We start from the raw sequence: 23156 nt of genomic DNA, 5'->3' as shown, positions 1-23156 counted from the left end.
CGCGCCGGTCGTCGCCGCAATGCCGACGGTGTTTTGGATTTGATACACTGGGCCGTGCTGCGACGCGTCGCGGACACGTTTTCTTCACCACTCACGTCGGTAGTCAAAGCTCATGGTGCTACGAATGAAACGATATTTTTTCGCCGCAATCTTACTTGGTGCGTCGCCGATCTTCACGCTTCACGTTGTCGGCCAAGACAACGCCCCGTCAAGTCAAGAAGCCAGTGGGGCCGAGCAGCAGGAGGCGAGTGAAGCGGCGGGGGAAGAAGTCGAGCAGACGCCGGCTGAGATCATTCGCGGGCTGATCGAGAAAAAGAACTTTGGCGCCGCGGCTGAAACGCTCGACGAAGCACTTGCGACGAGTGATCCGGAGCAAGCGGAAGCGTTGCATTCGATGCGTTTGTCGATTGTGTCGGGATTTGCCCGCAGCCGAAAGTATGCCGAGGCGTTCGAGCAGGGTGAAAAGCTGGTCAGGGCGCTCGTCGAGTCGTACGATGGTCCGTCAACGTCCGCCCAGCTCTTCTCCGCCCTCTCGGCCGCCAGATTCTACGGAAGCCGGGCGGGCGAGACCGATCGAGTGACGGCGCTGATCGAGACAGTGCTTGCCAAGGCAAAGGAAGTCACGCAGGACGATCCGATTCAATATGCCCAGGCGATGGCGAGATTGGTGCCGCTGAGTGTGCAACAGTCGGTCGCCCAGGGCGATCTGGAGGCGGCGGAAAATCTGCTTCACCAACACCTTGACGAGTTCGACACATTGGAGGTGGATGAAAGCGACCAGGTCGATCTGCTGATCGCTAAAACGCAATTGCTTTCCAGTCGCAATCGTCTGCCGAATTCAAACGCCGAAACGGCCCAGACGCTCAAGCAATTCGTCAAAGAGGCTCTCGAGTCCCACCCCGATTCGATTCCCATGCTGACCGAATACGCGCGGACAGAAACGTCGCTGATCGGCCGCATCCTCCGCGACCAGCCCAAGGAGGCTCAATCGAGGATCGACCAGCTCCGTGAATTGATCGGTGATCGTGCCGAGGACAACATGATGTTGAAGTCTCTGGGAAGAACGCACAGCGCGATGGAGCGGGCGATCGCGTCGTCCCTGAAGCTGTTGGAATTGATCGGCAAACCGGCCCCCGAGTTTGAGATTGACGCCTGGGTCAACGCGGGCGACACGACGTTGGAGTCGCTGAAAGGCAAAGTCGTGCTGGTCGATTTTTGGGCCGTCTGGTGTGGCCCCTGTATCGCCACGTTTCCCCATCTGCGTCAGTGGCGCGAGGAATTCAAGGACGATGGGTTTGAAATCGTCGGCGTCACCCGATACTACAACTACCGCTGGGATGAAGAAGCCGAACGAGCCATGCGAGCGGACGGCGACGAGGAGGTTTCTGCCGAAGAGGAACGCGAAACGTTGAAGTCGTTTTTGGCGCATCACGAGTTGGAACACCCCGTCGTGGTCACTCCCAAAGACAGCGAGATGCAGTCGAACTATGGCGTAACCGGAATTCCGCACGTGGCCCTGATCGATCGGCAAGGCAACATTCAATTGGTGAAAGTCGGCTCAGGCGAAAAGACGGCCGAAGCGATTCACGCCAAATTGGAAGAGTTGCTCCATTGAGCCGAAGCGTTCGGCGGATGCCCGTTGACACCGGACATTGCACATCGAAGACGTCAGCGACGAAGAGATCGAACGTCGAATGAAAGAAATGCACTGGAGGACGTCTGAGGACGTGAACGAGAAAGCCATGTCGCTGTCACTACACCGGCCGGCGAAGCCACCGGTGGCACGAACGTATTGGGTGATCGAATCCAGGTTTTTGGCCGGTGCGTATCCGGGGGCGGCGGATCCGCCGGGGCATCGACACCGGGTGGAGCAGCTTTGGAAGCTCGGCATTCGAACCTTCATCAATTTGATCGAAGAAGACGAATCGAATCATTACGGTCAGCCGTTTCTCGCCTATGACGGCCTGCTCCGCGAGTTTGCGTCTCCCGCGGGCGACTTCGCGACGCACTTGCGTTTTCCGATCGAAGATTTGGGGGTGCCTTCGAGCGATCGAATGGCGTGCATCCTGGACGCCATCGATCTGTCGCTTGCTGCCGACCGGCCGGTCTATGTCCATTGTTTCGGCGGCGTCGGCAGGACCGGAATCGTGGTCGGTTGTTGGCTGATTCGACACGGATTCGTTCAGCCGGCGGACGCCATTGAAGTGCTTGCGACCTTGCGTCAAGCCGACGAGGTGACGCGTCACCGGCCGGCGCCGGAAAACGGTCGCCAATGCCGGTTCGTTGAAAACTGGACTCGTTCGGCGACATGAATACCCAAGCCGGTTTCGTGTGGTGCGGTGATGCCAATCCTCACCCGTTCCCGTTTTTATTCCAAAGAGTTTGCCGATGCGTCGTTACGTCTATGCCGTTGCCACGATGGATACCAAGGGTGACGAATTGGCGTTTGTGGCCGGCGTGTTGCGTCGCCGCGGGGTGGCGGTGCGCATGATCGACGTGGGCACGCTGTCGTCGCCGACCGTCCCGCCGGATGTGACACGCGACGAAGTGATGGCGGCATTGCCAATCGCTACCGGTAACTCGACGGCGACGGCCACCGATCGCGGCGAGGCGATCGCGCGAAGGGCCGACGGATTGCAGGCGTATCTGGGCCGCGAAACTGCGGCCGGACGCGTGCTCGGTGTGATCGGTTTGGGAGGCAGCGGCGGCACCGCGTTGATCTCTCCGGCGCTGCGTGCACTGCCGATCGGCGTGCCGAAGATTCTGGTGTCCACCGTCGCCAGTGGGAACGTTGCGCCATACGTCGATTGCTCCGACATCATGATGATGTACTCGGTGGTCGATGTGGCCGGTTTGAACAGCGTCTCGACCACGATTCTCGCCAACGCCGCCTCGGCGATGGCCGGGATGGTCCAGCGTGACGAAGCACCAATCGGCGAAGCCCCGGCGAAGCGGCGGACGGTGGGGATGACGATGTTCGGCGTGACGACACCCTGTGTCACGCGTGTCCGCCAGGCCCTGGAAGCGGCCGGCTGGGACTGTCTGGTGTTCCACGCGACGGGGACCGGCGGACGCGCCATGGAGCAATTGGTCGATTCAGGGTTCATCGGTGCCGTTCTGGACATCACCACGACGGAGATCGCCGATGAACTGGTCGGCGGCATTTTCCCGTCCGGGCCGCATCGATTCGACAAACTGCTCGATCGCCGCGTTCCGCTGGTGTTAAGCCTGGGGGCGTTGGACATGGTGAACTTTGGTGCGAAAGAAACCGTGCCGGCGCAGCTGAGCGGCCGCCAATTGCACTGCCACAACGCCCAAGTCACCTTAATGCGGACCAGTGCCGAAGAATGCCGCCAGATCGGACGTTGGATCGCCGACAAACTGAATCGGTCAACATCGCCGCTCCGCGTCCTGATTCCCGAAGGCGGGCTGTCACTGTTGGATGTTCCCGACCAGCCGTTTCATGATCCCGTTGCCGACGCCGCGCTTTTCGATTCTCTTGAGCAGCATCTGGATCAAAACGCCGAACGTCAAATCGTTCGATTGCCGTGGGACATCAATGCCCCCGAGTTCGCCGACGCATTGATCGAACACCATCAACAGTTGACGTCGACCCAGTAAGCTGGCAAACGAATTTATCCCCCGTTTTCCAAATCAACCTCACATCACTTCCCAACACCATGCGTCACGATCGCCAAACCATCCTGAACCGGCTTCGATCCAAAATCGCCAGTCGCCGACCGATCATCGGCGGGGGCGCGGGAACCGGGATCAGCGCGAAATGTGAAGAGGCGGGCGAGATCGATTTGATCGTGATCTACAATTCGGGCCGCTTCCGGATGGCCGGACGCGGTTCGCTTTCGGGATTGTTACCGCTGGGCAACGCCAACGAGATCGTCAAGGAGATGGCCCGAGAAGTCCTGACCGCAGTCACCCGAACGCCGGTGATCGCCGGGGTCTGTGGCGTCGACCCGTTTATGATTCGCGATCACTTTTTGCGTGAATTGATCGCGTTGGGATTTTCCGGGATCCAGAACTTTCCGACCGTCGGGCTGATCGACGGAACGTTTCGGGCCAACCTGGAAGAAACCGGAATGGGGTATGACCTGGAGGTCGACTGTGTGGCGGCGGCGCATCAATTGGATCTGTTGACGACGCCGTACGTGTTCGACGTCGATCAGGCCAAGGCGATGACCGAGGCGGGCGCGGATATTTTGGTCGCCCACATGGGGTTGACCACCGGAGGGGCCATCGGCGCGGGGACGGCAAACACGCTGGAGCAATGCGTCGACCGTGTCAACGCGATCGCCGATGCCGGACGCAGCGTCCGAGACGACGTTATCGTGCTTTGCCATGGCGGCCCGATCTCGATGCCCGATGACGCGCGGTTCATGCTCCAGCGATGTGACATCCACGGTTTCTACGGGGCCAGTTCGATGGAACGATTGCCGACCGAAACCGCGATCCGAGACCAGGTCAGTGAATTCGTGCGGCTGGAACTGCCTGAGCGGAATTGACAGACCGGAAGGGATTGTGGCGAAAACCGTGGCCGGGTGGAGCCGCGAATCGATCTTAAGGAAGTGGGACCAACGTTCTGTCAGCGAAGATTGTGGTGGTGAGCCGCCCAGCGATCGCTCGGCCGGATGTGCAGGTGACTCCACGGCGCCCCATCGATCGCCAGAGAGGGAGGGATGCTCGAGCACCGGCGCGATCACGCCAATCGGAGCCTCGGAAAACTCAGCGGCAACGTCGGGCCGACTGAAGTGGAGGATCACTCCGTTCTGTGTTCTCCCCCCCGCCGGATTGTCGTCCAGGAGGTCAATCCGGTGGCCGGTCCGGCATTGCCCTTGGCCGCCGTCCCTGTGTCGCCCATACTTTTGGCGCAGATTCTCTGCGCTGCCTCCATCACGCTGAACTTGCGCGCGATGGACCGAAGCCGCCGGACACGCGCCGGGACGGTCACGTTGGGTCCACGAACGGTTGCCGGGCGAATGATCAACGAACAATTCAACGCTCCCCGAATCGCGTATTCCCGGTCGCTGTTGATCTCGTTCGCGGTGCTCCTGGTGGCGACGTTCGTCTATTGCGCCCATTTGTTTTGGCGGATCGATCGCGCGATCGGCACCACCAGCGGGACGGCGCCGGCGGTCGGTCAACTGATCGACCTGCGCGGCAGCACCAACGCTGCGGTGCAGGCGTGTCTGGCGTTTGTCATTTCGGGGGATGAAGCCAATCGAGCGGAATTCGAAAAGCGGATCGCGGAAGTTGATCCCCTGTCCGAGACATTCCGACAGGGCGCGATGCTGGACGAACATGCTCGCGAGCAATTCGACTCGGTCGTCCAGAGCCGGCAGCGTCTGGTGTCCAGCGGCAGGCGAATGATCGACCGAGTCGAACGCACCGGGGACGTGAATCCGGCCGACTTTCATGCCTTTGAGCGCGATGTCGATCAATTCAGGGAACTCATTTCCGGTTTGTTAGGGCACGTCGATCGGGCGCACGACTCATCGCATGATGACGTCGCATCGGTCTTGGCCCGGGCCAGGATCGAGAGCGTGCTGTTGGGGGGCGTGTTTGTGGGCTTGTCGAGCATGCTGCTGGTGCTGCTGGTCCGTCGGTTCCATGACTACGATCGATTGAGAGAGGATGCGTTGAATCGGGTTTTGGAAAGCAATCAGCGATTCCGTCTGATTTTTGATTCCGAGCCTCATTGCGTGAAGCTTGTCGACCGCCAAGGCAGCCTGGTGGACATCAACCCGGCGGGATTGCGATCCTTGGAAGCGGAGCGTGACGAGGTGCTGGGAAAATGCATTTTCGAAGTCATTTCCGCCGACGATCGAAAACGCTTCATCGACAGCACCAACGCGGTTTTCGAGGGTCAGTCCAATCGCTTGGAGTTCGAGATCATCGGGCTCAAGGGCAGACGCCGCATCATGACGACGCGGCAGGTCCCGATTCGCTACGGCGGCGAGGAAGTGGTGCACGTTCTGGCGATCACCGAGGACGTGACGGAAAAGCGGCGTATCGAGAAGCAATTGAAACATCATCGCGACAAGCTGGCCCATGCGAGCCGCGTCAATCTGCTCGGCGAACTCGTCTCATCGATCGCCCACGAGTTGAACCAGCCCCTCTCTGCGGCGACCAACTACGCCTTTGTGCTGGAGAAATTGTCGACGGAAACGCCACTGCAGGCCGCCGCGATCGGCAGCCACGCGACGAGTATTCGCCAGCAGGCCGAGCGCGCCGCCGAGATCGTGCGTGGTATTCGAGGTCTCCTCAAGCCGAACGCGAACGATGACGAAGAGACCAACGTCCATCAACTGATCGAAAGTTCGCTGGGGATCATGGGGCCCGATCTCCGTGGCCACGGCGTCGACGTGGACCTGCAGTTCCAGGCGGAGTCGTTGACGGTTTTGGGCAATCAAGTTCAACTGCAACAGGTCTTGATGAATCTGTTTCAAAACGCCGTCCAAGCCATGGCCCCCGTCCGGCGCGAGCGGAGACAACTGACCATCCGAACTTCGTCGACGGCGGACGAAATTGAGATCCGAGTCGAGGACAGTGGCAATGGAATCAGGGCAAAAGACATTCAGTCCGTCTTTCGCACATTTTATACGACCAAACCGGAAGGCATGGGGATGGGATTGGCCGTCGCTCGATCGATCATCGAAGCCCATCAAGGATCGCTGGTCGTTGAGGAATCCACGCGTCGTGGGACTGTGTTCCTGGTGGTCCTTCCACTGAGCGGAGAACCCGTTCAGGAATGTTATGAAAGCCAAAGTTTGGGTGGTTGACGACGACGTGGCCGTTCAGCAGTCGGTCAGCGTGTTGCTCAGTGCGTTCGGGTTTGAAACGCATTGTGCGGCAAGTGCCGAGGAGTTTCTGCATGATGAGGCTGAACAAACGGCGGACGCGATGGTGGTGGATTTGCGTCTGCCGGGAAAAAGTGGCATCGATTTGTTGAAGCAATTGACCAAAGAAGGACGGGCGGTTCCGACGGTCTTGATCAGCGGGCACCGGGACGAAGATGTCTTGGCAGAACTGGAGAGATTTCATGCCGTCTGTTTTCTCATGAAACCCTTTAACCCCAAATCGCTTATCGATTGGCTCAGTGAGCATTGCGTCTGCTGAGCGTGGAAAAAACAAGCGAGCCACCTTCTGGTGAAATTCGCTACGTTTGGCCGGCCGACAACGGAATCTCTTGTACAGACGGGTGATGTCTGGGCGCGTCATGGTTCCCAGGCGAGAGGGGCCAGATAGATTCCTCGTGGATCGCGACCACGCCATTGGTATGCAACCAGATAGTCTTGGCCATCGTGGGTGACAATTTCCGGGGCGAGTCGCTTGAGCGGATCTCGCGGTGCCAGACGCGCGACCGGCGGACCGCTCCACTTCAGCGGATCGTCAGATCGAAAGACTTCCAATTGTTCAAAACGGAAATAGACGCCGCCGCGTTTGACCACGAGCGGGCTTTCCGCATACACGAACGTGTAGCCTTTGGCTGGCGGTGTGATCGGCGGAATCTCGATCGCCGGATCGCTCCATGGTCCCTTCAGAGTCTTGGCGGTCGGTTTCACGAAACCGCATCCTCCGTTGGTCGCGCCGAAAAAGTATTGGGAGCTTTATCGGCGGGATCAGTTCTCGTTGGCGTCACATCGGGGCGTGATCGATTACGCGAGCGGGTTTTCCGTTCATGAAGCCGGGTTGTTGCGAGGTTTCGAAGGCGTGCCACAACAAGGGCCGCTCTCGGAGGCGTTGCAGCGCGAGATCATTCATGGCTACTACGCTTCGGTTTCTTATGTCGATGCCCAGATCGGATTGTTACTTGCCGAATTGGAAACCCTTGGATTAGCCGACAAGACAACGGTTGTCCTGTTGGGTGACAACGGCTTTCATCTTGGCGATCACGGCATGTGGGGAGTGAACAGCCCGCTGGAACATGCCACTCGGGTGCCGTTGATCCTACGTCCGGCTGCGGGCAAGGCGACCGCATCGACGTCGTCGCCGGTTGAGTCCATCGATCTCTTTCCGACGTTGTGCGAGCTGTGTGGGATTGAGATTCCGGAGACCATCAGTGGACGAAGTCTGGTCCCGCTGATCAAAGGCACGGCGGATCAGATTCGCGACGGAGCCCTCACCGTTTTCAAGAACCGTGGTTCCATCGGGTATTCGTATCGCACCGATCAATATCGCTACACCGAGTGGGTCAACCAGTACAACAGGATCGCGGCCAGGGAGCTGTACGATTACCAGGCCGATCCCCATGAAACCCAGAACCGTTCGGCCGATCCGATGTATGCCGAGTTGCGATTGCGACTGGCAAAGCAAATGCGAGTGGATGGGACAGATTGTCAGCGGCTTCGGGCAGTCTCGGCCGTCAGCGACGTTGCACTCGGGATGCGATCACCGGGAGTCGAGACGCTTCCTGCGGCCGCCGCTGCGCTCAAACGTCTCAAAGAGGGCAACACCCGGTTTGTGTCCGGCAAATCCATCCACCCGCATGAAACACGCAACTGGCGAGCCCAACTGGAACAGGGCCAGCATCCGTTTGCTGTCGTCCTCGGCTGCAGCGATTCGCGTGTTCCGCCGGAGTTATTGTTCGACCAGGGATTCGGTGACTTGTTTGTCATCCGTGTTGCGGGCAACGTGGTCGACACCGATGTCACCGCCAGCATCGAGTATGCCGTGCACTATCTCCAGACGCCGCTGGTGCTGATCCTGGGGCACACCGGTTGCGGAGCCGTCAAGGCGACCGTCGATCACTTTGATAACCCCAGCGAACAGCCCAAGGAGGTCGTCGCGTTGATCAAGCGGATCGAGCCAGCACTGAAGAGTTTGCCCGAGGACACCGAGCATGCCGAGCGGGTTAGTGGATGCGTGCGGACCAACGTCATCCACGCCGTTCAAAAACTCTCCAGCATTGCGGACGTCCGCCAGAGCATCGGGGCGGGGCAAGTGCGTATCGTCGGCGCGGTTTATGACATGCACAACGGGACGGTTGACGTCATCGATTAGCGGCTCCGCAGCGTTGGCCGAGTGTCGCGTCATGGTGAACGTGTCACATTTGGGACCGCAAGAATCGTTCGAGTCAGACGGAACCGTCCGATCGGTGCATCAGTCACGGGCGAAATGGGGGGCTGGCGACGGAAAATGACGTAGGTTTCATGAACGCAGTTACCTATTTCCACCCGCCCTCGAGCCGAACGAGATGTCCTGGCGTTTTTTCAGCTGGCCACGTCGACAATCGAAAACGGATCCTGAGTCAATCAGGCCCGGAAAATACTTGCTGGACGCTGCGGTCTTAGAAAAACGCTTGATGCTCAGTGCGACTCCGATCGCGCCGCCGGTCGTTCAGGACGCCGATGGAGCAACGACCGAACAAGAGGCTCTGGTTGTCGATGTGATGACACCGGAGTCCGCTTCGCCCTCACCGTTCGAACACGCGGATTCAGATGACGGACAACGGACAACTCGACTGGAGCTGGTCTTCGTCGACGAGGCTGTGGAGGGCTACCAGCAGCTGATCGATGAGTTGCGGTCGGGCAATGAGTCGGCGGATCTGGAGATTTATCTGTTGGATGCATCCCGTGGCGGTGTGGAGCAGATCAGCGAAATCTTGGAAAGCTATGCGGACGTCGATGCCGTTCATCTGTTGTCGCACGGCAACGATGCCAAGTTGCGGTTGGGAAACACGACATTGGATGCCGGCAATTTGGATGGATACGCCGGCGAACTGGCAAAGTGGAAATGGTCGCTGACCGACCAGGCGGATTTGCTGTTGTATGGGTGCGAGCTGGCTGAGACGCAATCCGGCGTGGACATGCTTCAGGCGATTGCGGCGTTGACCGGCGCGGACGTGGCGGCGTCAACCGATGATACCGGTCACGAGTCGCTGGGCGGGGACTGGGACTTGGAGTACCGGTTTGGCGATGTCGAATCAAAGATCTTGCACGGTGAAGCTTCGCAAGCTGGCTGGATGGGATTGTTGACGACGCCGGAGATTTCGCCGACCAGCGAATTGCTTGTTAACACCACGACGACGGGAGTTCAATCGTTGGACAACGCTCACCAGGCGGTGGCCGTCGATGGCTTGGGCAATTCGATCGTCGTCTGGGTTGACGCGGCCTACGACGGGAACGGGACGGCGGTCATGGCCCAGAGGTTCGACTCGTCGGGCAGCAAGCTGGGCAGCGAGTTTCAAGTCAACGTCAACTCGATCGGTGATCAGAAACTCGCCGTTGTCGCTGCCGACGACACCGGGCGGTTTGCGATCGCCTTTGTTTCTGATGATGCCGACGGATCAGGAATCTATCTTCGGCGGTTTGATGCATCCGGAACGGCCCTCGACAGTTCGGACATTCTGGTCAACACGGGACAGGAATCGGGGACCCAGACGAATGTCTCGATCGCGGCCAACGACGCAAATCAAATCGTGCTCTCATGGGAAAGCGACGGGGCGACCGAAGGCATCTACGCGCGGAGTTTTGACTTCACGTCCACACCCGTCGGCGATCAGCTTTCGACCACATTGCTGTCCGTGGACACCGCTGCGACCGCGACTGATGCGGCGATCGACATCAACGCCGGCGGTCGGTTCGTGGTGGTATGGAAGGATGGCCCGGATTTGTTCGGTCGCAAGTACGACTTCGGTTCGGGAACGGCAGTCGCGGCAAAACTGGATCTGAACGTGGGCGGTGCGGACGGCAGCGAAGTCGCTGTCGCGGTGATGTCGAACAACGACTACGTCATTGCGTACCGCGAAAACAAGTCGACCGAAGAGGGGATCTGGCAGCGATTGATTCAAGACAATGATGTGATGTCGGCCGCGGCGGACGTCAGCTGGACGACGCAGAGCATTCAGCCTTCGATTGCGATGGATGCATCGGGCAACTACATCATCAGCTACACGGCAGCTGACCAAAATGGCGTGGGAGTCTTCTTCAGGACGTACAACTCGTCCGGCGCCTCGGTCTCCGGTGAACTGCAGGCCAGCGTCACGGGTGGCCAGACGCAGGAAAAATCGTCGGTCGCGATGCACGATCTGAACAATTTCGTCGTCGTCTGGAGTGGCAAAGGGGATCAAATCGGACACGAAGACGACTCCGGCGTCTTTCTTCGGCAGTATGGGACAGCGGTCGCCAACACCGCTCCCGTGGCGGATTTGAGCGCCGGCGCACCGTACGTGATCGACGAAGGCGACTCGCTTTCGCTGGACGGTTCCAGTTCATCCGATGCGGACGGGGACACGCTGACGTACGCCTGGGACCTGGACAACGATGGATTGTTCGGCGAGACCGACGAGCCGGCGACCACGACTGCGACTGCCGTGGTCGACTGGGCGACGCTGGCCAGTTTCGGAATCGACGACGATGGCACGTACACCATCGGGCTGCGCGTCGATGACGGTCGCGGCGGAATCGTCACACAGACCACCAGCCTCACCGTGCAAAACAAAGCGCCGTCACTGTCGGTCACGGGCAACGCAAGCGTCATCGAAAACGCCACGTACACCTTGAATTTGGCCGCAACCGATCCCGGCGATGACACGCTGACTCAATGGCGCGTCGATTGGGGAGATGGGACGACCGATGTGTATGCGGGATCCGCGACCAGTGTGACGCACACCTATACCGTTGCCGGACTGACGCACAACATCCTGGTTTCGGCGACCGACGAGGATGGGACTTGGATGTCCGGCGATCTGTTTTTGACGACCAATAATTCGAATCCTGTCTATCGCTATGATGCTTCGACCGGCGCGTACGAAACCGTGATCGGCAGCTCGCCGGCACTGCAGGGCGGCGGCGGGGTTGAGATCGGTCCCGACGGGCTTCTGTACGTGGTCGGGAAATTCTCCGACAACGTTCGGCGATATGATCCCGACACGGGGGCCTTTGTCAGTGAATTTGTCGCGTCCGGCAGCGGTGGGGTCAACAACCCGACGGGATTGGCCTTTGGTCCCGACGGCAATCTCTATGTCGCCAGCCGATCCACCGATCAAGTCCTGCGTTACGACGGCACGACCGGAGCATTCATCGATGTGTTCGTCACTGCCGGATTGGGAGGCATGGATCGGCCGAGCGATTTGATGTTCGGCCCCGACGGACATCTGTATGTGGCAAGTGACTTTACCGACAGCATTCTCCGCTACAACGGTACGACGGGGGCGTTCATTGACGCATTTGTTGCTGCCGGTTCCGGGGGACTCAATGGCCCGCGCGGATTTGATTTCGGTTCCGACGGACATCTGTATGTCGGTTCGGCCAACAGCAACGCGGTGCTGAAATTCGACGGGACGAGCGGGGCGTCGTTGGGGACTTTCGTCACCAGCGGACTGGGAGGCTTGGACGGACCCGGCGGAATCCGTTGGGGAGCCGACGGCAATCTGTATGTCGTCAGCAGCGACCTCGCGGAACTGATTCGATACGACAGCGCGGGGAACTACATCGACAAGATCGTCTCCAGCAGCGACGGACTGACACTGACCGACAAACTGACGTTCACGCCCGCGCATCAGGTCACCGTTGTGAGCGTCAATACGGCTCCGCTGGCGACAAACATGAACCAGTCGATCGGTTATACCGAAGACGATTCGACCGTCGCGATCGATGATATCGTGGTGACGGATTCTGACAGCGGAGAAACGATCACGGCGACCTTGACGTTGAACTTGCCCGCCACGGGGAGCCTCACCACGGGAACGTTCGGGGCGTCGACCAGCACCTACGCGGCGGGGACAGGCGTCTGGCAAGTCAGCGGCACGGTGGTCGATGTCAATGCGGCCTTGGCCGCGGTCGCGTTCACTCCGGCCACCGACAACGACGTCAACTCTCAGATCACCGTCCACATCGAAGATGCCGTCGGTACCGGTCCGTCCGACGGGCTGATTCAATTGAACGTCACGGCACAAAACGATGCCCCGGTAATCGACCTGGACGCCGACAATTCCAGCGGGGCGACCGGGGCGAACTTCAATGCGACATTCTTCGAAGGCGGCGGTGCGGTGCTGATCGCCGATGCGGCCGACGCGCTGTTGTCCGACGTCGACAACGCTAATCTGACGTCGCTGACCGTGACGATCACCAACCTGCTCGACGGTGTCGCCGAGACGTTGTCGGCCGACACGACGGGGACGAGTGTTTCGGCCAGTTACTCCGGCGGCGTGTTGTCATTGACCGGTACCGATACCGTCGCCAATTATCAACAAGTCCTGCGGACAATCCGCTACAACAATTTGTCGCTTACTCCCAATTCTTCGACGCGGACCATCCAATTCGTCGCCAACGACGGAGCGACCAACAGCAACACGGCGACCGCGATCGTGGGCGTATCGACAGTCAACAATGCACCCAGTCTGGATCTTGATGCCAATGATTCCAGCGGAGCAAGCGGCGGGGACTATCGTGCGACGTTTGTCGAAGGCGGTGGTGCGGTGTTGATCGCCGATCCGATCGATGCAGATTTGAGCGACATCGACAGCGTAAGCCTCACTTCGATGACCGTCACGATTACGAATCTGCTGGGTGGCCTCGCCGAGTCGTTGAGTGCCGACACCACCGGAACGGGGATTTCAGCGACGTACTTCGCGGGGACTCTGACCTTGTCCGGTCTTGACACCGTCTCGAACTATGAGCAAGTCCTGCGGACGGTCCGGTATGACAATGTCTCGCTGCTCCCGAATCCGGTGACGCGAGTCATTCAATTCGTCGCAAATGACGGGGTGTCCAATAGCAACGTTGCAACGGCCCGCGTGACCATTTCTTCGGTCAACAATGCCCCGAGTCTGGATTTGGATGCCGACAATTCCAGCGGACAGGGCGGGGCAAATTATGGAGCGACGTTCGTCGAAGGTGGCGGTGCGGTGCTGATCGCCGATGCGGCCGACGCGCTGTTGTCCGACGTCGACAACGCTAGTCTGACGTCGCTGACCGTGACGATCACCAACCTGCTCGACGGTGTCGCCGAGACGTTGTCGGCCGACACGACAGGAACGAGTGTTTCGGCCAGTTACTCCGGCGGCGTGTTGTCATTGACCGGTACCGATACCGTCGCCAATTATCAACAAGTCCTGCGGACAATCCGCTACAACAATTTGTCGCTTACTCCCAATTCTTCGACGCGGACCATCCAATTCGTCGCCAACGACGGAGCGACCAACAGCAACACGGCGACCGCGATCGTGGGCGTATCGACAGTCAACAATGCACCCAGTCTGGATCTTGATGCCAATGATTCCAGCGGAGCAAGCGGCGGGGACTATAGTGCGACGTTTGTCGAAGGCGGCGGTGCGGTGCTGATCAGCGACTTTTCAGACGCCATCCTGAATGACGTGGACTCGGCGAATTTGAGTTTTTTGACGGTCACCATCACCAATCCGCTCGATGGGGCCGATGAATCGCTGGTCGCGGATACCTCCGGTACAAGCCTTTCAGCCGCCTATGCCGGCGGTACATTGACACTCTCGGGCACCGACTCGGTTGCCAATTACCAGCAGGTGTTGCGTACGATCCGGTACTCCAACGCGTCGGCGGCGCCGAACACCACCACGCGTGTGATTGACGTGGTTGCCAACGATGGCGGTTCGAACAGCAACGTGGCGACTGCGACGATTGCCATCACCTCGGTCAATTCGCCGCCTGCGATCAACGCACCCGGGACGCAGACGGCGGCCGAAGACACGCCTCTTGCGATTCATGGAATCAGCGTCAGCGATGCCGACATCGGTGCGGGGACGATCCAATTCTCGCTGAATGTCTCACGTGGGACGTTGACGTTGGACGTCAGCGTTGCCGGCGGGGTCACCGCAGCCGACGTCATCGGGAATGGTCGCTCGTCAGTGACCGTCACCACCACGCTCGCCCGGTTGAACACGACGTTGGCGGCGACCAACGGTCTGGTCTACCAGGGGCTGGCGGATATCAACGGCGGAGACACGCTGACTCTCCTGGCAAGTGATTTCATCGGCTCGACCACTGAAACCGTGCCCCTCAACATTTCGCCGGTCAACGATTCCCCACGAGCGGTGAACGATGGGTTCACCATGAATCCCGACAGCACGTTGAAGGTCACCGCGGCCGGCTTGTTGGCCAATGACGTTGACGTCGATGGAGATTCGCTCACCGTGGTGCCGGTCGGCGGCCCTTCCTCAGGAACGCTGATACTGGGGGCGGACGGTTCGTTCCAGTTCACTCCGGCAGCCTCATTCTCCGGGCTGGTGACGTTCTCCTATGCCGTGACCGACGGCACCGCGACCAGCGCTTCGGCGACCGTTGTGATCGAAGTGCTGATGCCGATCAATCCGACCGACATCGCCAGCGCGAATGCGGAGCCCGAGGAAGTCGCGGATGAACCTGCGAAGGAGGAGGAAGAAGAAGCCGAAGAGGAAACCGAAACCGAATCGGAAGACGCGTCCGTGACGGTGATCATGAGCGAACCGGCAGCCGAATCACAATTGGTTTTCGCCGGTCGCGACGTGGTCCAAGTCGGCGAAGATGCTCTCGTGGCGATCAGCGTGGTGCCGCAACGCCAGACAGAAAGTGCCGCTGCGGGAGAGCAAGAGGAGGAGACGCGTACGTCGTCATCGACTCTGCAGGTTGACGCCGCCGGCAAATTGGCCCGAACGGGGGCCGGCCGATCGGTCGTGAGTCACCTGGGGCTGGAACGATTCGACAGCAAACTGCTGTGGAGCGACATGCAGGACATGCAAGACGACATCAACGACGGCATCAACACACCTTATGTGTTCGCGGGGACCTTTGCCGGATTCTCCAGTGCCCTTTCAGTCGGCTATGTCATGTGGACGGTCCGCGGCGGATTGTTGGCGACCAGTTTATTGGCGCACCTGCCGGCCTGGAGTTTGGTCGATCCGCTGCTGGTGCTTGATGAACTGGAGCAGGAGGAGGATGGCGAAGACGATTCGCTGGTCGGGATGTTGGACAAAAGCGAAAACGATCGGACCAAGGCCGAACAGACGGAATCGGGGGCGGAGTCCGAGGTGCGGGACGGTCGCGTCGATTGAAGCACGACGGCCCTCCCGGGCGGTCGCCCTCGCTACGCTCCTCGATGGCGCGGGCATAATCAACCAAGGGATTCAACCACCGTTGGTGTCTAGCCTTGAGGCGATTCTCGGTCGCAGCGACGTAGCGACACTGAGCGGCAAAAGCCTGCACACCAACACTCATGCCCGTGCCGTTCGCCCTTCCCATGGAGAGTTTCTTCAACGCGATCTGCCCCTCGCGGTGTGGAGCGGCGGCAGCCATCGCTCTGGCGTCAGGCGTTGACATATTTTGTCATACACCGTATGTTTGCGGACATGCAACGTTGAGTACCAGCATGGCAAAGCGTAAAAGCAAGCAGAAACCGACCAAGAAACTCACCGAACGAGTCAACTTGCGCGTCACAGAAAAGGAGTTAGAGCTGCTCGAACTGGCGGCCGAGGACGACGATCGCTCGCTCAGCAATTGGGCGCGACGGGTCCTCGTACGCGAGGCGAGGCGGCAGCTCTCAAAGAAACTGTGACGCGGCGATTCGATCGGTCAGTCGGATGGAAATGTCGACGGGACGTTCCCGTTGATTTGGCAAGGTCCGTGAGAGGGAACTCGCGGCAAACTCTTTTGGGGAGATCGTACCGTGGCCGGAAAAGGTAAAAAGGGCAAAGGGAAGAAGGACAAGAAAGCCAAGGGGAAGAAATCCAAAGGCAAGAAGTCCAAGGGGAAGAAAGGCAAGAAGGGGAAGGGTAAAGGCAAGAAAGGTAAGAAGTAGTCATTCCTCCGCGCCGGAATCACCACGGATGGAAACGATTCGGGTTGGAATTGATGCAGCCGGGGCTTCGGTCCCGGCTGTTTTTTGTAATCACTCGTCGCCCTGGCCCTGAAACACGATCGCGTGTGCCGCTTCCGGCACGAGTCGCTCAAGCCACTGTTTGACCTGTCGATCGGTGTAGCTGAGCATCTTCGCCGAGTACTCTTCATCGGGCAGGCAGCGGCCGTAGTGGATCAGCGACGCGGCCCCTTCTTCGGTGTACTCGGTCGCATTCGGGTCGTGCATTTCGATCCGTCCACGGATGGTGTCGCGGACGTAATCGAGCCATTGCTGCGAGCGGATTTCGGGGCTTCGGATCAGTCGCCAAAACGCCGATAAAACACGCTCCGGATCGACGCCGGTTTGCGTCACCAGTCCCGCATAGCCGCCGTCCGGGTAAGTGGTGCTGGTGAACTCGGGCGAATACGCCAACTGTTCTTCTTCGCGGACCAGGCGGCTGAGCGGCGAGCCGAGTTCTCCGGCGGAAAAAATTTCGTCCAGGAAATCCCACTGCAGGTAGTTGTCGATGCCAGCCGACAACGGCGGGATGGGGAACAACAGGTAGACCACCGAATCGTCATGCGAGGTTTTGATCGTCGTGGTGTGGCCGGCCTGCCAGGCAGGAAGCCGGCCGTATTCGATCGGGCCGCGGCGGGGGCTGAGCGGTGTGTCGGGCATCCGCTCCAGGCACCGCGCCGCGACGTCCATTAGCTGTGACCGCTCAAGATCCCCGGCGACAAACAGCACGGATCGATTTCGCGAGTACCCCAACTCGTGCGCACGCTGGAGCAATTGAGCATCCATGGATTTGATTTGTGCGGCCGTGCCCAACTGGTCGTGCCCCAACGGGTGGCCGGGCCAGAGGACCGAGGGCAATTGACACAGTGAGTGATGGTACGGATCGGAGTGCCATTCACTGATTTCCTGCAAGATGATCCCACGTTCGGCTTCGACGTCTTTGATTCGCAATAGCGGCCGGCCGACCATTTCGGCGAGCATTTCCATCGCCTGGGGCCAGACGCGTTTGGGAACGTTGGCGCTGAAACAGGTGTGCGTCGACCCCGTTTCGGCGTCGCTGCCGCCGCCGTGCCGCACCAAGCGTGCTTCGGTGTCGAGGTAGCCGCCGGGGAACTGCTGCGTGCCGCGGGAGGGCAGGTGTTCGAACCAGTGATAGATGCCGTGCCCTCCGGCTAGTTCATCGTCGGCGCTGCCGACAAACACCAGCCATGACAGCGAGACGGTGTTGACCGGCAGACGCTGGTAGTAGATCGGGACACCGAAAGGCCCGGTGATGCATTCGAAATCGATCATCCGCGATTCGGGGGCTGGTGCGAGTGCATTTGGGGATTGCGATCGCGCCAAGATAGTCGGGGGGCGGGGCTTGCGGAATCGCCCGTGCCTCCCCGAGGTCGGTGTGGGACCAAACGCCGCTTTTTCGGGTGCGCCGAGTTCGGAGAACACGGCGACTCTCCGAACACATCATCCAATGCGCAGATCGAGTTGCGGCGGACGGCTAACTGCCATCGAAGGCTTGTTGGAGCGTGGCGATGTCCAGCTTTTTCATCTGCCATAGCGACTCGAACATGCGTTGGATCGCCGCCGCGTCACCGCTGTCCAGCCAAGCTTGGAGCTTCGACGGCACGATCTGCCACGACATTCCGAACTTGTCTTGCAGCCATCCGCAGGCGACCTCGTTGCCTCCGTCGGCGGTCAGACGTTGCCACACGGTGTCGATTTCTTCCTGGTTGTCGCAGGCCAATGCCAGTGAAATGGCGGGACTGAATTCCCAGTTCTGGCCGGCGTTGAGTGCGACGAAGGTCATGCCGGCCATTTCAAATTCGACCGTCAAGACCGCGTCGTTCTGCGGATTGCGGACGGTGCCGAGCATGCGGCCGCCTGGGATCACGTCGACATAAAACGCCGCCGCTTCTTCGGCCCGGTCGGTGTAGGAGAGAAACGGAGTGAGTTTTTGTTTGAATTGCATGAGGTCACTTTAGCTGAGTGAATGGAACCCGATCACATTGCCTTCGGTGTCGATCGCCAACGCGATGAAACCGTGAGGGCCGATGGAGAATTTGGATTTGTGGATTTTGCCACCCGCCGCTTCGACCCGAGAGGCTTCGTCGGCACAGTCTCGGCACGAAAAATAGACGAGCGTGCCGTTGCCGTTGGGGGTGCAGCCGGTCGCTTTGACGATCGCACCGCTGGCCCCGGCGGCGTCCGACTGCATCGGGAATGCGAGCATCTCGAGTTCCGCGGTCGGCGTCTCTAGGCGTTCGAGCTGAACCCGCAACACGGTTTCGTAGAAAGCCTTTGCTCGATCAAGGTCTTCGACATAGATTTCAAACCAGCCGACGGGATTGCGATTCATGACGTGTACTCCAGTGTGATGAAACGGGATGGGGCGAAGTGGGGTAGGCTTCCAGGGGTGGCGATGCAGCGTCAGCGTAGACACGCTCGCTAGGACGTGGGGAGCACAGGGAATCCACCTTCTGGCGAAGGTAGCTACGATTGAAGGGATGTTCTTTATTCGATCCTAAGCCGTAGATTCTGCTGTTTGGTCGGTCAAGCCTTCAGCGCCGACCTGCGGTTTGGGAAACAGCGGACGGATTTCGATCGTCCCCTTTTTGGCCGGCGGCAGCCGCGCGGCGATCGCGATCGCTTCGTCCAGGTTGTCGACGTCGATCAGGTAGTAGCCGCCGAGTTGTTCGGTCGTTTCGGCGAACGGGCCGTCGGTGACTTGCTTGTGGCCGTTGCGGATGCGGAGACTGGTTGCCGTGGTGACCGAATGCAATGGATCCGACGAGATCAGCTTTCCCTGTTGCTGGAGTTCGTCGGAGATCCGCATCGACTCGAGCATGCACTCCAGCCGTTCGTCTTCGGTCCAGCAACGCTCGTCGCCGTAGATCAGGAGCATGTATTTCATTGGTTTTTCAGTCGTCAGTAGGCTAATTGCTAATCCGCTAACTGCTAATTCGCTAACACGGTTCGCCGGGGACCATCACCATCCAGCCGAGGCCGAACTTGTCGGTGACCATGCCATAGCGTGGCGACCAGAACGTCTTGGTCAGCGGCATGTCGACGGTTCCGCCTTCGGCCAGTGCGTTGAAAACCAGCTCGGCGTCTGCAGCCGACGGCATGCTGAGGGTGAGGCGGAATGATCCGAACGCGGAGCGTTCGCCGCAGCCGTCGGAGGCCATGATTGTCATCTTGCCGACTTCGAAGGACGCATGCATGATCTTGTTCTCGAAACCCTCCGGAATCATGCCCTCCGGCGCCGGGGCGGGACTCTCATTGAATCGCATGCACATGGAAACCGATGCGCCGATGGCTTGCTGGTAGAATTCCAGTGCCTCTTCGCATCGTCCGCCGAAGAACAGGTAGGGTTGAACGTTAGCGTCATGTGTGGCGATGCGGCTGCGCAATCCGTCTTCATGTTTCGCCACCTCGCTTTGTGGGTCGACTTCGGCAAAGTCTTCCATTTCGTAGATCGGTCGAATGTCGATGTCGGAATCTTCCATCATCGGATTCGGACAGCGTTTGACCCACTCGACGGCTTCCTCCATCGACTTGACTTCCCACAGCCAATAGCCTGCGATCAGTTCTTTGGTTTCTGCAAAGGGGCCATCGGTGACGGTTCGATCTGTGCCGCGAAAGTGAACGCGTTTGGCTTCCGAAGTCGGTTTCAGCCCTTCACCCGCCTTCATGATGCGGGCATTCACCAGTTCCTCGTTGAACTGGCCCATTGCTTTGAGTAACGCTTCGCTTGGTAGTTCCCCCGCTTCGGAACTTGCCGTCGCTTTGACGATCACCATGACTTTCATTTGATTCTTCTCCGTGTAGGTTTTATGTTTTGATTAGGGTGGTAGCGTGGCAGACGGCTACGTCGCTCGGCGATTCAGGGTGGCCTCTCGCTCACGCGTCAAGCTGGCATCGATCGCGAGGAATACGTTCATCCTGTTGCGGTCGTGGCTGCGAAGGCGGCGTCTCGTTCTGCAATGAGTTCGTTGACTTGTTCGTCTGCCGGTCGGATTTCAAACGGCCCCATTTGGACACCAGGATGTTTCGACATCAATGAAATCGCATGCTTCAGGTCACGGGCGTCAAGGAGCAGAATGCCGCCGAGTATTTCTTTCGTTTCCGCATACGGGCCGTCGGTCGCTTCAACAACGCCTTGGTTGGTTCGCAGGGTGACCGCATTCTTCGCCGATTGCAGCGCTTCGCCGCCAAGAAAGTGACCGCCGCGGCGCAATTCGTCGTCATAGGCAAAGCATGCCTCCATCAGTCGTTGCCCTTCCTCGGCAGTCAATGACTCCCATTTCGATTCGTCGATAAATCCCATGCAGATGAATTTCATGTGTGGTTCTCCGGGGTACAGACCAAGCGAAGGCGATCGGGCGTTTGATGATGAGTCGAGCGGCTGATGCGGAAATCGACATCCGGAAGAAAAAAAATTTGAAACAAACAAAACGCTCGTGTTTTCCTGGGCGGCAGATTCGGGTGTGTTGAATGAGCCTGTCGAGTGATGAATGATGGTAGATTGCTGCTCGCTGGACAGCGTCACTTTATCAGCCCCGAAATCGAAACAGGGTTCTATCGAAATGCGTTGGATCGTTTTTGTCATGTCGCTTGCGACATTGGTGTCGGCACCTCGCGCTGCGGGAGACGGTGCTGAGAGAAAAAACGTGGGCGAGCGTCCCAATGTCATCATGCTTTTGGCCGATGACTTGGGGTATCAGGACATCGGCTGCTATGGCGGCCCCGTGAAGACGCCCGTGCTGGACGGCTTGGCCGCTCGGGGGATGCGGTTCACGAATTTTTATTCCGGCTGCGCCGTCTGTTCGCCTTCGCGCGCGACCCTGATGACCGGTCGGCACCACATTCGCACCGGGGTCTACAGCTGGATCCACAACGACAGCCAGAAGTCGCACTTGCGAGAGCGTGAGATCACGCTGGCCGAGCAGCTACACCAGGCGGGGTACGCGACGGCGCACTTCGGCAAGTGGCATCTCGGATTGCCGACGCCGACGCGGGACAAGCCCACGCCAAGCGATCACGGATTCGATTATTGGTTCGCCACCGACAACAATGCCCTGCCCAGCCACCGCAATCCCAAGAACTTCATTCGCAATGGTCAGCCGGTGGGCGTCATCGAAGGTTATTCGTGTCAGATTGTGGTGGATGAAGCGATCGGCTGGTTGGACCGACAGCGGCAACCGGACACCCCGTTTTTCTTGAACGTGTGGTTTCACGAACCGCATCAAAAGATCGCGGCACCCGATGAATTGGTCTCTCAATACGGGCCGCTTGATAAGCGTGGGGCCATTTACTCCGGGACGATCGACAACACCGACCGCGCGATCGGTCGGTTGTTTGAAAAGCTGAAAGCGATCGGTCAGTACGAGAACACGCTGGTGATCTATGCTTCGGACAACGGCAGCTATTTGGATGAGCGAACCGGCGGGCTGCGTGGCCGCAAGGGCGTCAACTGGGAAGGCGGCATCCGCGTCCCGGGCATTTTCTCATGGCCGGGGAAGATTCCCTCCGGTGTCGTCGTGGACCAGCCCGCGGGACTGGTCGATGTGTTGCCAACCGTTTGCGGCCTGCTGCAAATCGCCCCGCCGGGCGGGCGACACCTGGACGGTTCGGACCTGTCGCCGATCTTGAAAGGAAACGCGGCGGAGTTCACACGGCACCAGCCGCTGTTCTGGCACCTGCAAAAGTCTCGTCCGATCGTGGCGCTCCGCGAGGGGGATTATTCGCTGGTCGCCCAGCCCGATTACGAGTTGTCGACCCACAACATGTTTCAGGAGTCGTGGATTCCGGCGATCCGCTCGGGCGGCTATCACAACTACCAGCTGTTTGACTTGAAGGACGATCCGCGCCAGCAGCATGATTTGGCTGCCGCGCGTCCTGAGGTGCTGGCGAGATTGAAGAACAGGCTTTTGGAGATCAACGCCAGCGTGATGGCCGAGGGGACGGACTGGAATCAGCGTTGAGGGGTGTCCCGAGCAGACTCCCATTTCTGCCGGTCCGGGATCCCTAATCCGGCCGGAATCGCGGCAAAATAGGCCGTTTTCCTCGGCTTTTCCGCCGCTTTAGGCGGCATCGGGAAGGCGTCTTTGAGGTTTCGTCATTTTTCTTGTGAAGAACGGTTGACGGTCGAGCCTGACGGCTCTATCTTCCCGCCTCGCTCGTGAGTGACCGCCCGCCGCAAAGTTCTGCGGCGGACGGCTGCACACGCGGCGTCCTTCGATTCCAGCGGCTCGGTCGCGGGGATCGGAGCACTGATTTTTGACAATTTGGTTGTTTGGTAATTGGCATCAGTAATCTGCCGATCGATCGGAAACGATGGG

The 23156-nt window shown here is 59.3% G+C and carries 18 protein-coding genes; 11 read left to right on the top strand and 7 right to left on the bottom strand.

Annotated features, from left to right (window positions below; all coding sequences use genetic code 11):
• Nucleotides 1–124 precede the first annotated feature (124 nt).
• The 6 genes from H1B37_RS24680 to H1B37_RS24655 all read left to right on the top strand — a co-directional run bounded on the left by H1B37_RS24680 (nucleotide 125) and on the right by H1B37_RS24655 (nucleotide 7131).
• A complete protein-coding gene (locus H1B37_RS24680) occupies nucleotides 125–1615 on the top strand; it encodes a redoxin family protein (RefSeq protein WP_182869945.1) in 1491 nt (496 codons plus the stop codon).
• 127 nt (nucleotides 1616–1742) lie between these two features.
• Entirely contained in the window at nucleotides 1743–2312 is a 570-nt protein-coding gene (locus H1B37_RS24675) for a protein-tyrosine phosphatase family protein (protein WP_182869944.1), read from the top strand.
• 76 nt (nucleotides 2313–2388) lie between these two features.
• Nucleotides 2389–3621 carry a Tm-1-like ATP-binding domain-containing protein gene (locus H1B37_RS24670; RefSeq protein WP_182869943.1) on the top strand — a complete coding sequence of 411 codons (1233 nt, stop codon included), beginning with the start codon at nucleotides 2389–2391 and terminating at the stop codon, nucleotides 3619–3621.
• A 59-nt stretch (nucleotides 3622–3680) separates the two neighbouring features.
• Entirely contained in the window at nucleotides 3681–4517 is an 837-nt protein-coding gene (locus tag H1B37_RS24665) for a phosphoenolpyruvate hydrolase family protein (RefSeq protein ID WP_182869942.1), read from the top strand.
• Between the two features lie 474 nt (nucleotides 4518–4991).
• On the top strand, nucleotides 4992–6794 hold the full coding sequence (locus H1B37_RS24660) for an ATP-binding protein (RefSeq protein ID WP_182869941.1): 1803 nt from the start codon (nucleotides 4992–4994) through the stop codon (nucleotides 6792–6794).
• Nucleotides 6769–7131: a response regulator gene (locus H1B37_RS24655; protein ID WP_182869940.1), complete on the top strand. Its 363-nt coding sequence runs from the start codon at nucleotides 6769–6771 to the stop codon at nucleotides 7129–7131. The genes H1B37_RS24660 and H1B37_RS24655 overlap by 26 nt, the downstream gene beginning before the upstream one ends.
• Before the next feature lie 98 nt (nucleotides 7132–7229).
• Here H1B37_RS24655 and H1B37_RS24650 read toward each other — a convergent pair whose 3' ends face one another.
• Complete coding sequence (locus H1B37_RS24650; RefSeq protein ID WP_182869939.1) at nucleotides 7230–7577, bottom strand: hypothetical protein; 348 nt, start codon at nucleotides 7575–7577, stop codon at nucleotides 7230–7232.
• 16 nt (nucleotides 7578–7593) lie between these two features.
• Between H1B37_RS24650 and H1B37_RS24645 the strand changes: the two genes are divergently transcribed.
• The 4 genes from H1B37_RS24645 to H1B37_RS34070 all read left to right on the top strand — a co-directional run bounded on the left by H1B37_RS24645 (nucleotide 7594) and on the right by H1B37_RS34070 (nucleotide 16761).
• Nucleotides 7594–9015 carry a carbonic anhydrase gene (locus H1B37_RS24645; protein ID WP_182869938.1) on the top strand — a complete coding sequence of 474 codons (1422 nt, stop codon included), beginning with the start codon at nucleotides 7594–7596 and terminating at the stop codon, nucleotides 9013–9015.
• Nucleotides 9016–9316: 301 nt separating this feature from the next.
• Nucleotides 9317–16018, top strand: a complete 6702-nt coding sequence (locus tag H1B37_RS24640) for a DUF4347 domain-containing protein (RefSeq protein WP_182869937.1) — start codon at nucleotides 9317–9319, stop codon at nucleotides 16016–16018.
• 314 nt (nucleotides 16019–16332) lie between these two features.
• Nucleotides 16333–16518, top strand: a complete 186-nt coding sequence (locus H1B37_RS24635; RefSeq protein WP_182869936.1) for a hypothetical protein — start codon at nucleotides 16333–16335, stop codon at nucleotides 16516–16518.
• Between the two features lie 111 nt (nucleotides 16519–16629).
• Complete coding sequence (locus H1B37_RS34070) at nucleotides 16630–16761, top strand: hypothetical protein (RefSeq protein ID WP_286178139.1); 132 nt, start codon at nucleotides 16630–16632, stop codon at nucleotides 16759–16761.
• A 90-nt stretch (nucleotides 16762–16851) separates the two neighbouring features.
• Here the strand turns inward: H1B37_RS34070 and H1B37_RS24630 are convergent, their stop codons facing one another.
• The 6 genes from H1B37_RS24630 to H1B37_RS24605 form a co-directional block, all read right to left on the bottom strand.
• Entirely contained in the window at nucleotides 16852–18111 is a 1260-nt protein-coding gene (locus H1B37_RS24630; RefSeq protein ID WP_182869935.1) for a M16 family metallopeptidase, read from the bottom strand.
• A gap of 202 nt (nucleotides 18112–18313) precedes the next feature.
• On the bottom strand, nucleotides 18314–18784 hold the full coding sequence (locus H1B37_RS24625; protein ID WP_182869934.1) for a VOC family protein: 471 nt from the start codon (nucleotides 18782–18784) through the stop codon (nucleotides 18314–18316).
• A 9-nt stretch (nucleotides 18785–18793) separates the two neighbouring features.
• Entirely contained in the window at nucleotides 18794–19171 is a 378-nt protein-coding gene (locus H1B37_RS24620) for a VOC family protein (RefSeq protein WP_182869933.1), read from the bottom strand.
• 165 nt (nucleotides 19172–19336) lie between these two features.
• Nucleotides 19337–19726, bottom strand: a complete 390-nt coding sequence (locus H1B37_RS24615) for a YciI family protein (RefSeq protein ID WP_182869932.1) — start codon at nucleotides 19724–19726, stop codon at nucleotides 19337–19339.
• Nucleotides 19727–19778: 52 nt separating this feature from the next.
• Nucleotides 19779–20624, bottom strand: coding sequence for a YciI family protein (locus tag H1B37_RS24610; RefSeq protein WP_182869931.1), 846 nt, complete (start codon nucleotides 20622–20624; stop codon nucleotides 19779–19781).
• Between the two features lie 128 nt (nucleotides 20625–20752).
• Nucleotides 20753–21157, bottom strand: coding sequence for a YciI family protein (locus H1B37_RS24605; RefSeq protein ID WP_182869930.1), 405 nt, complete (start codon nucleotides 21155–21157; stop codon nucleotides 20753–20755).
• 265 nt (nucleotides 21158–21422) lie between these two features.
• On the opposite strand from H1B37_RS24605, the gene H1B37_RS24600 reads away from it, so the two are divergent.
• Nucleotides 21423–22799: a sulfatase family protein gene (locus H1B37_RS24600; RefSeq protein ID WP_286178138.1), complete on the top strand. Its 1377-nt coding sequence runs from the start codon at nucleotides 21423–21425 to the stop codon at nucleotides 22797–22799.
• Nucleotides 22800–23156 lie beyond the last annotated feature (357 nt).

The organism is Stieleria mannarensis (genome assembly GCF_014154935.1).
Classification (GTDB): domain Bacteria; phylum Planctomycetota; class Planctomycetia; order Pirellulales; family Pirellulaceae; genus Stieleria; species Stieleria mannarensis.
This window is presented reverse-complemented; position numbering and strand designations above follow the sequence as displayed.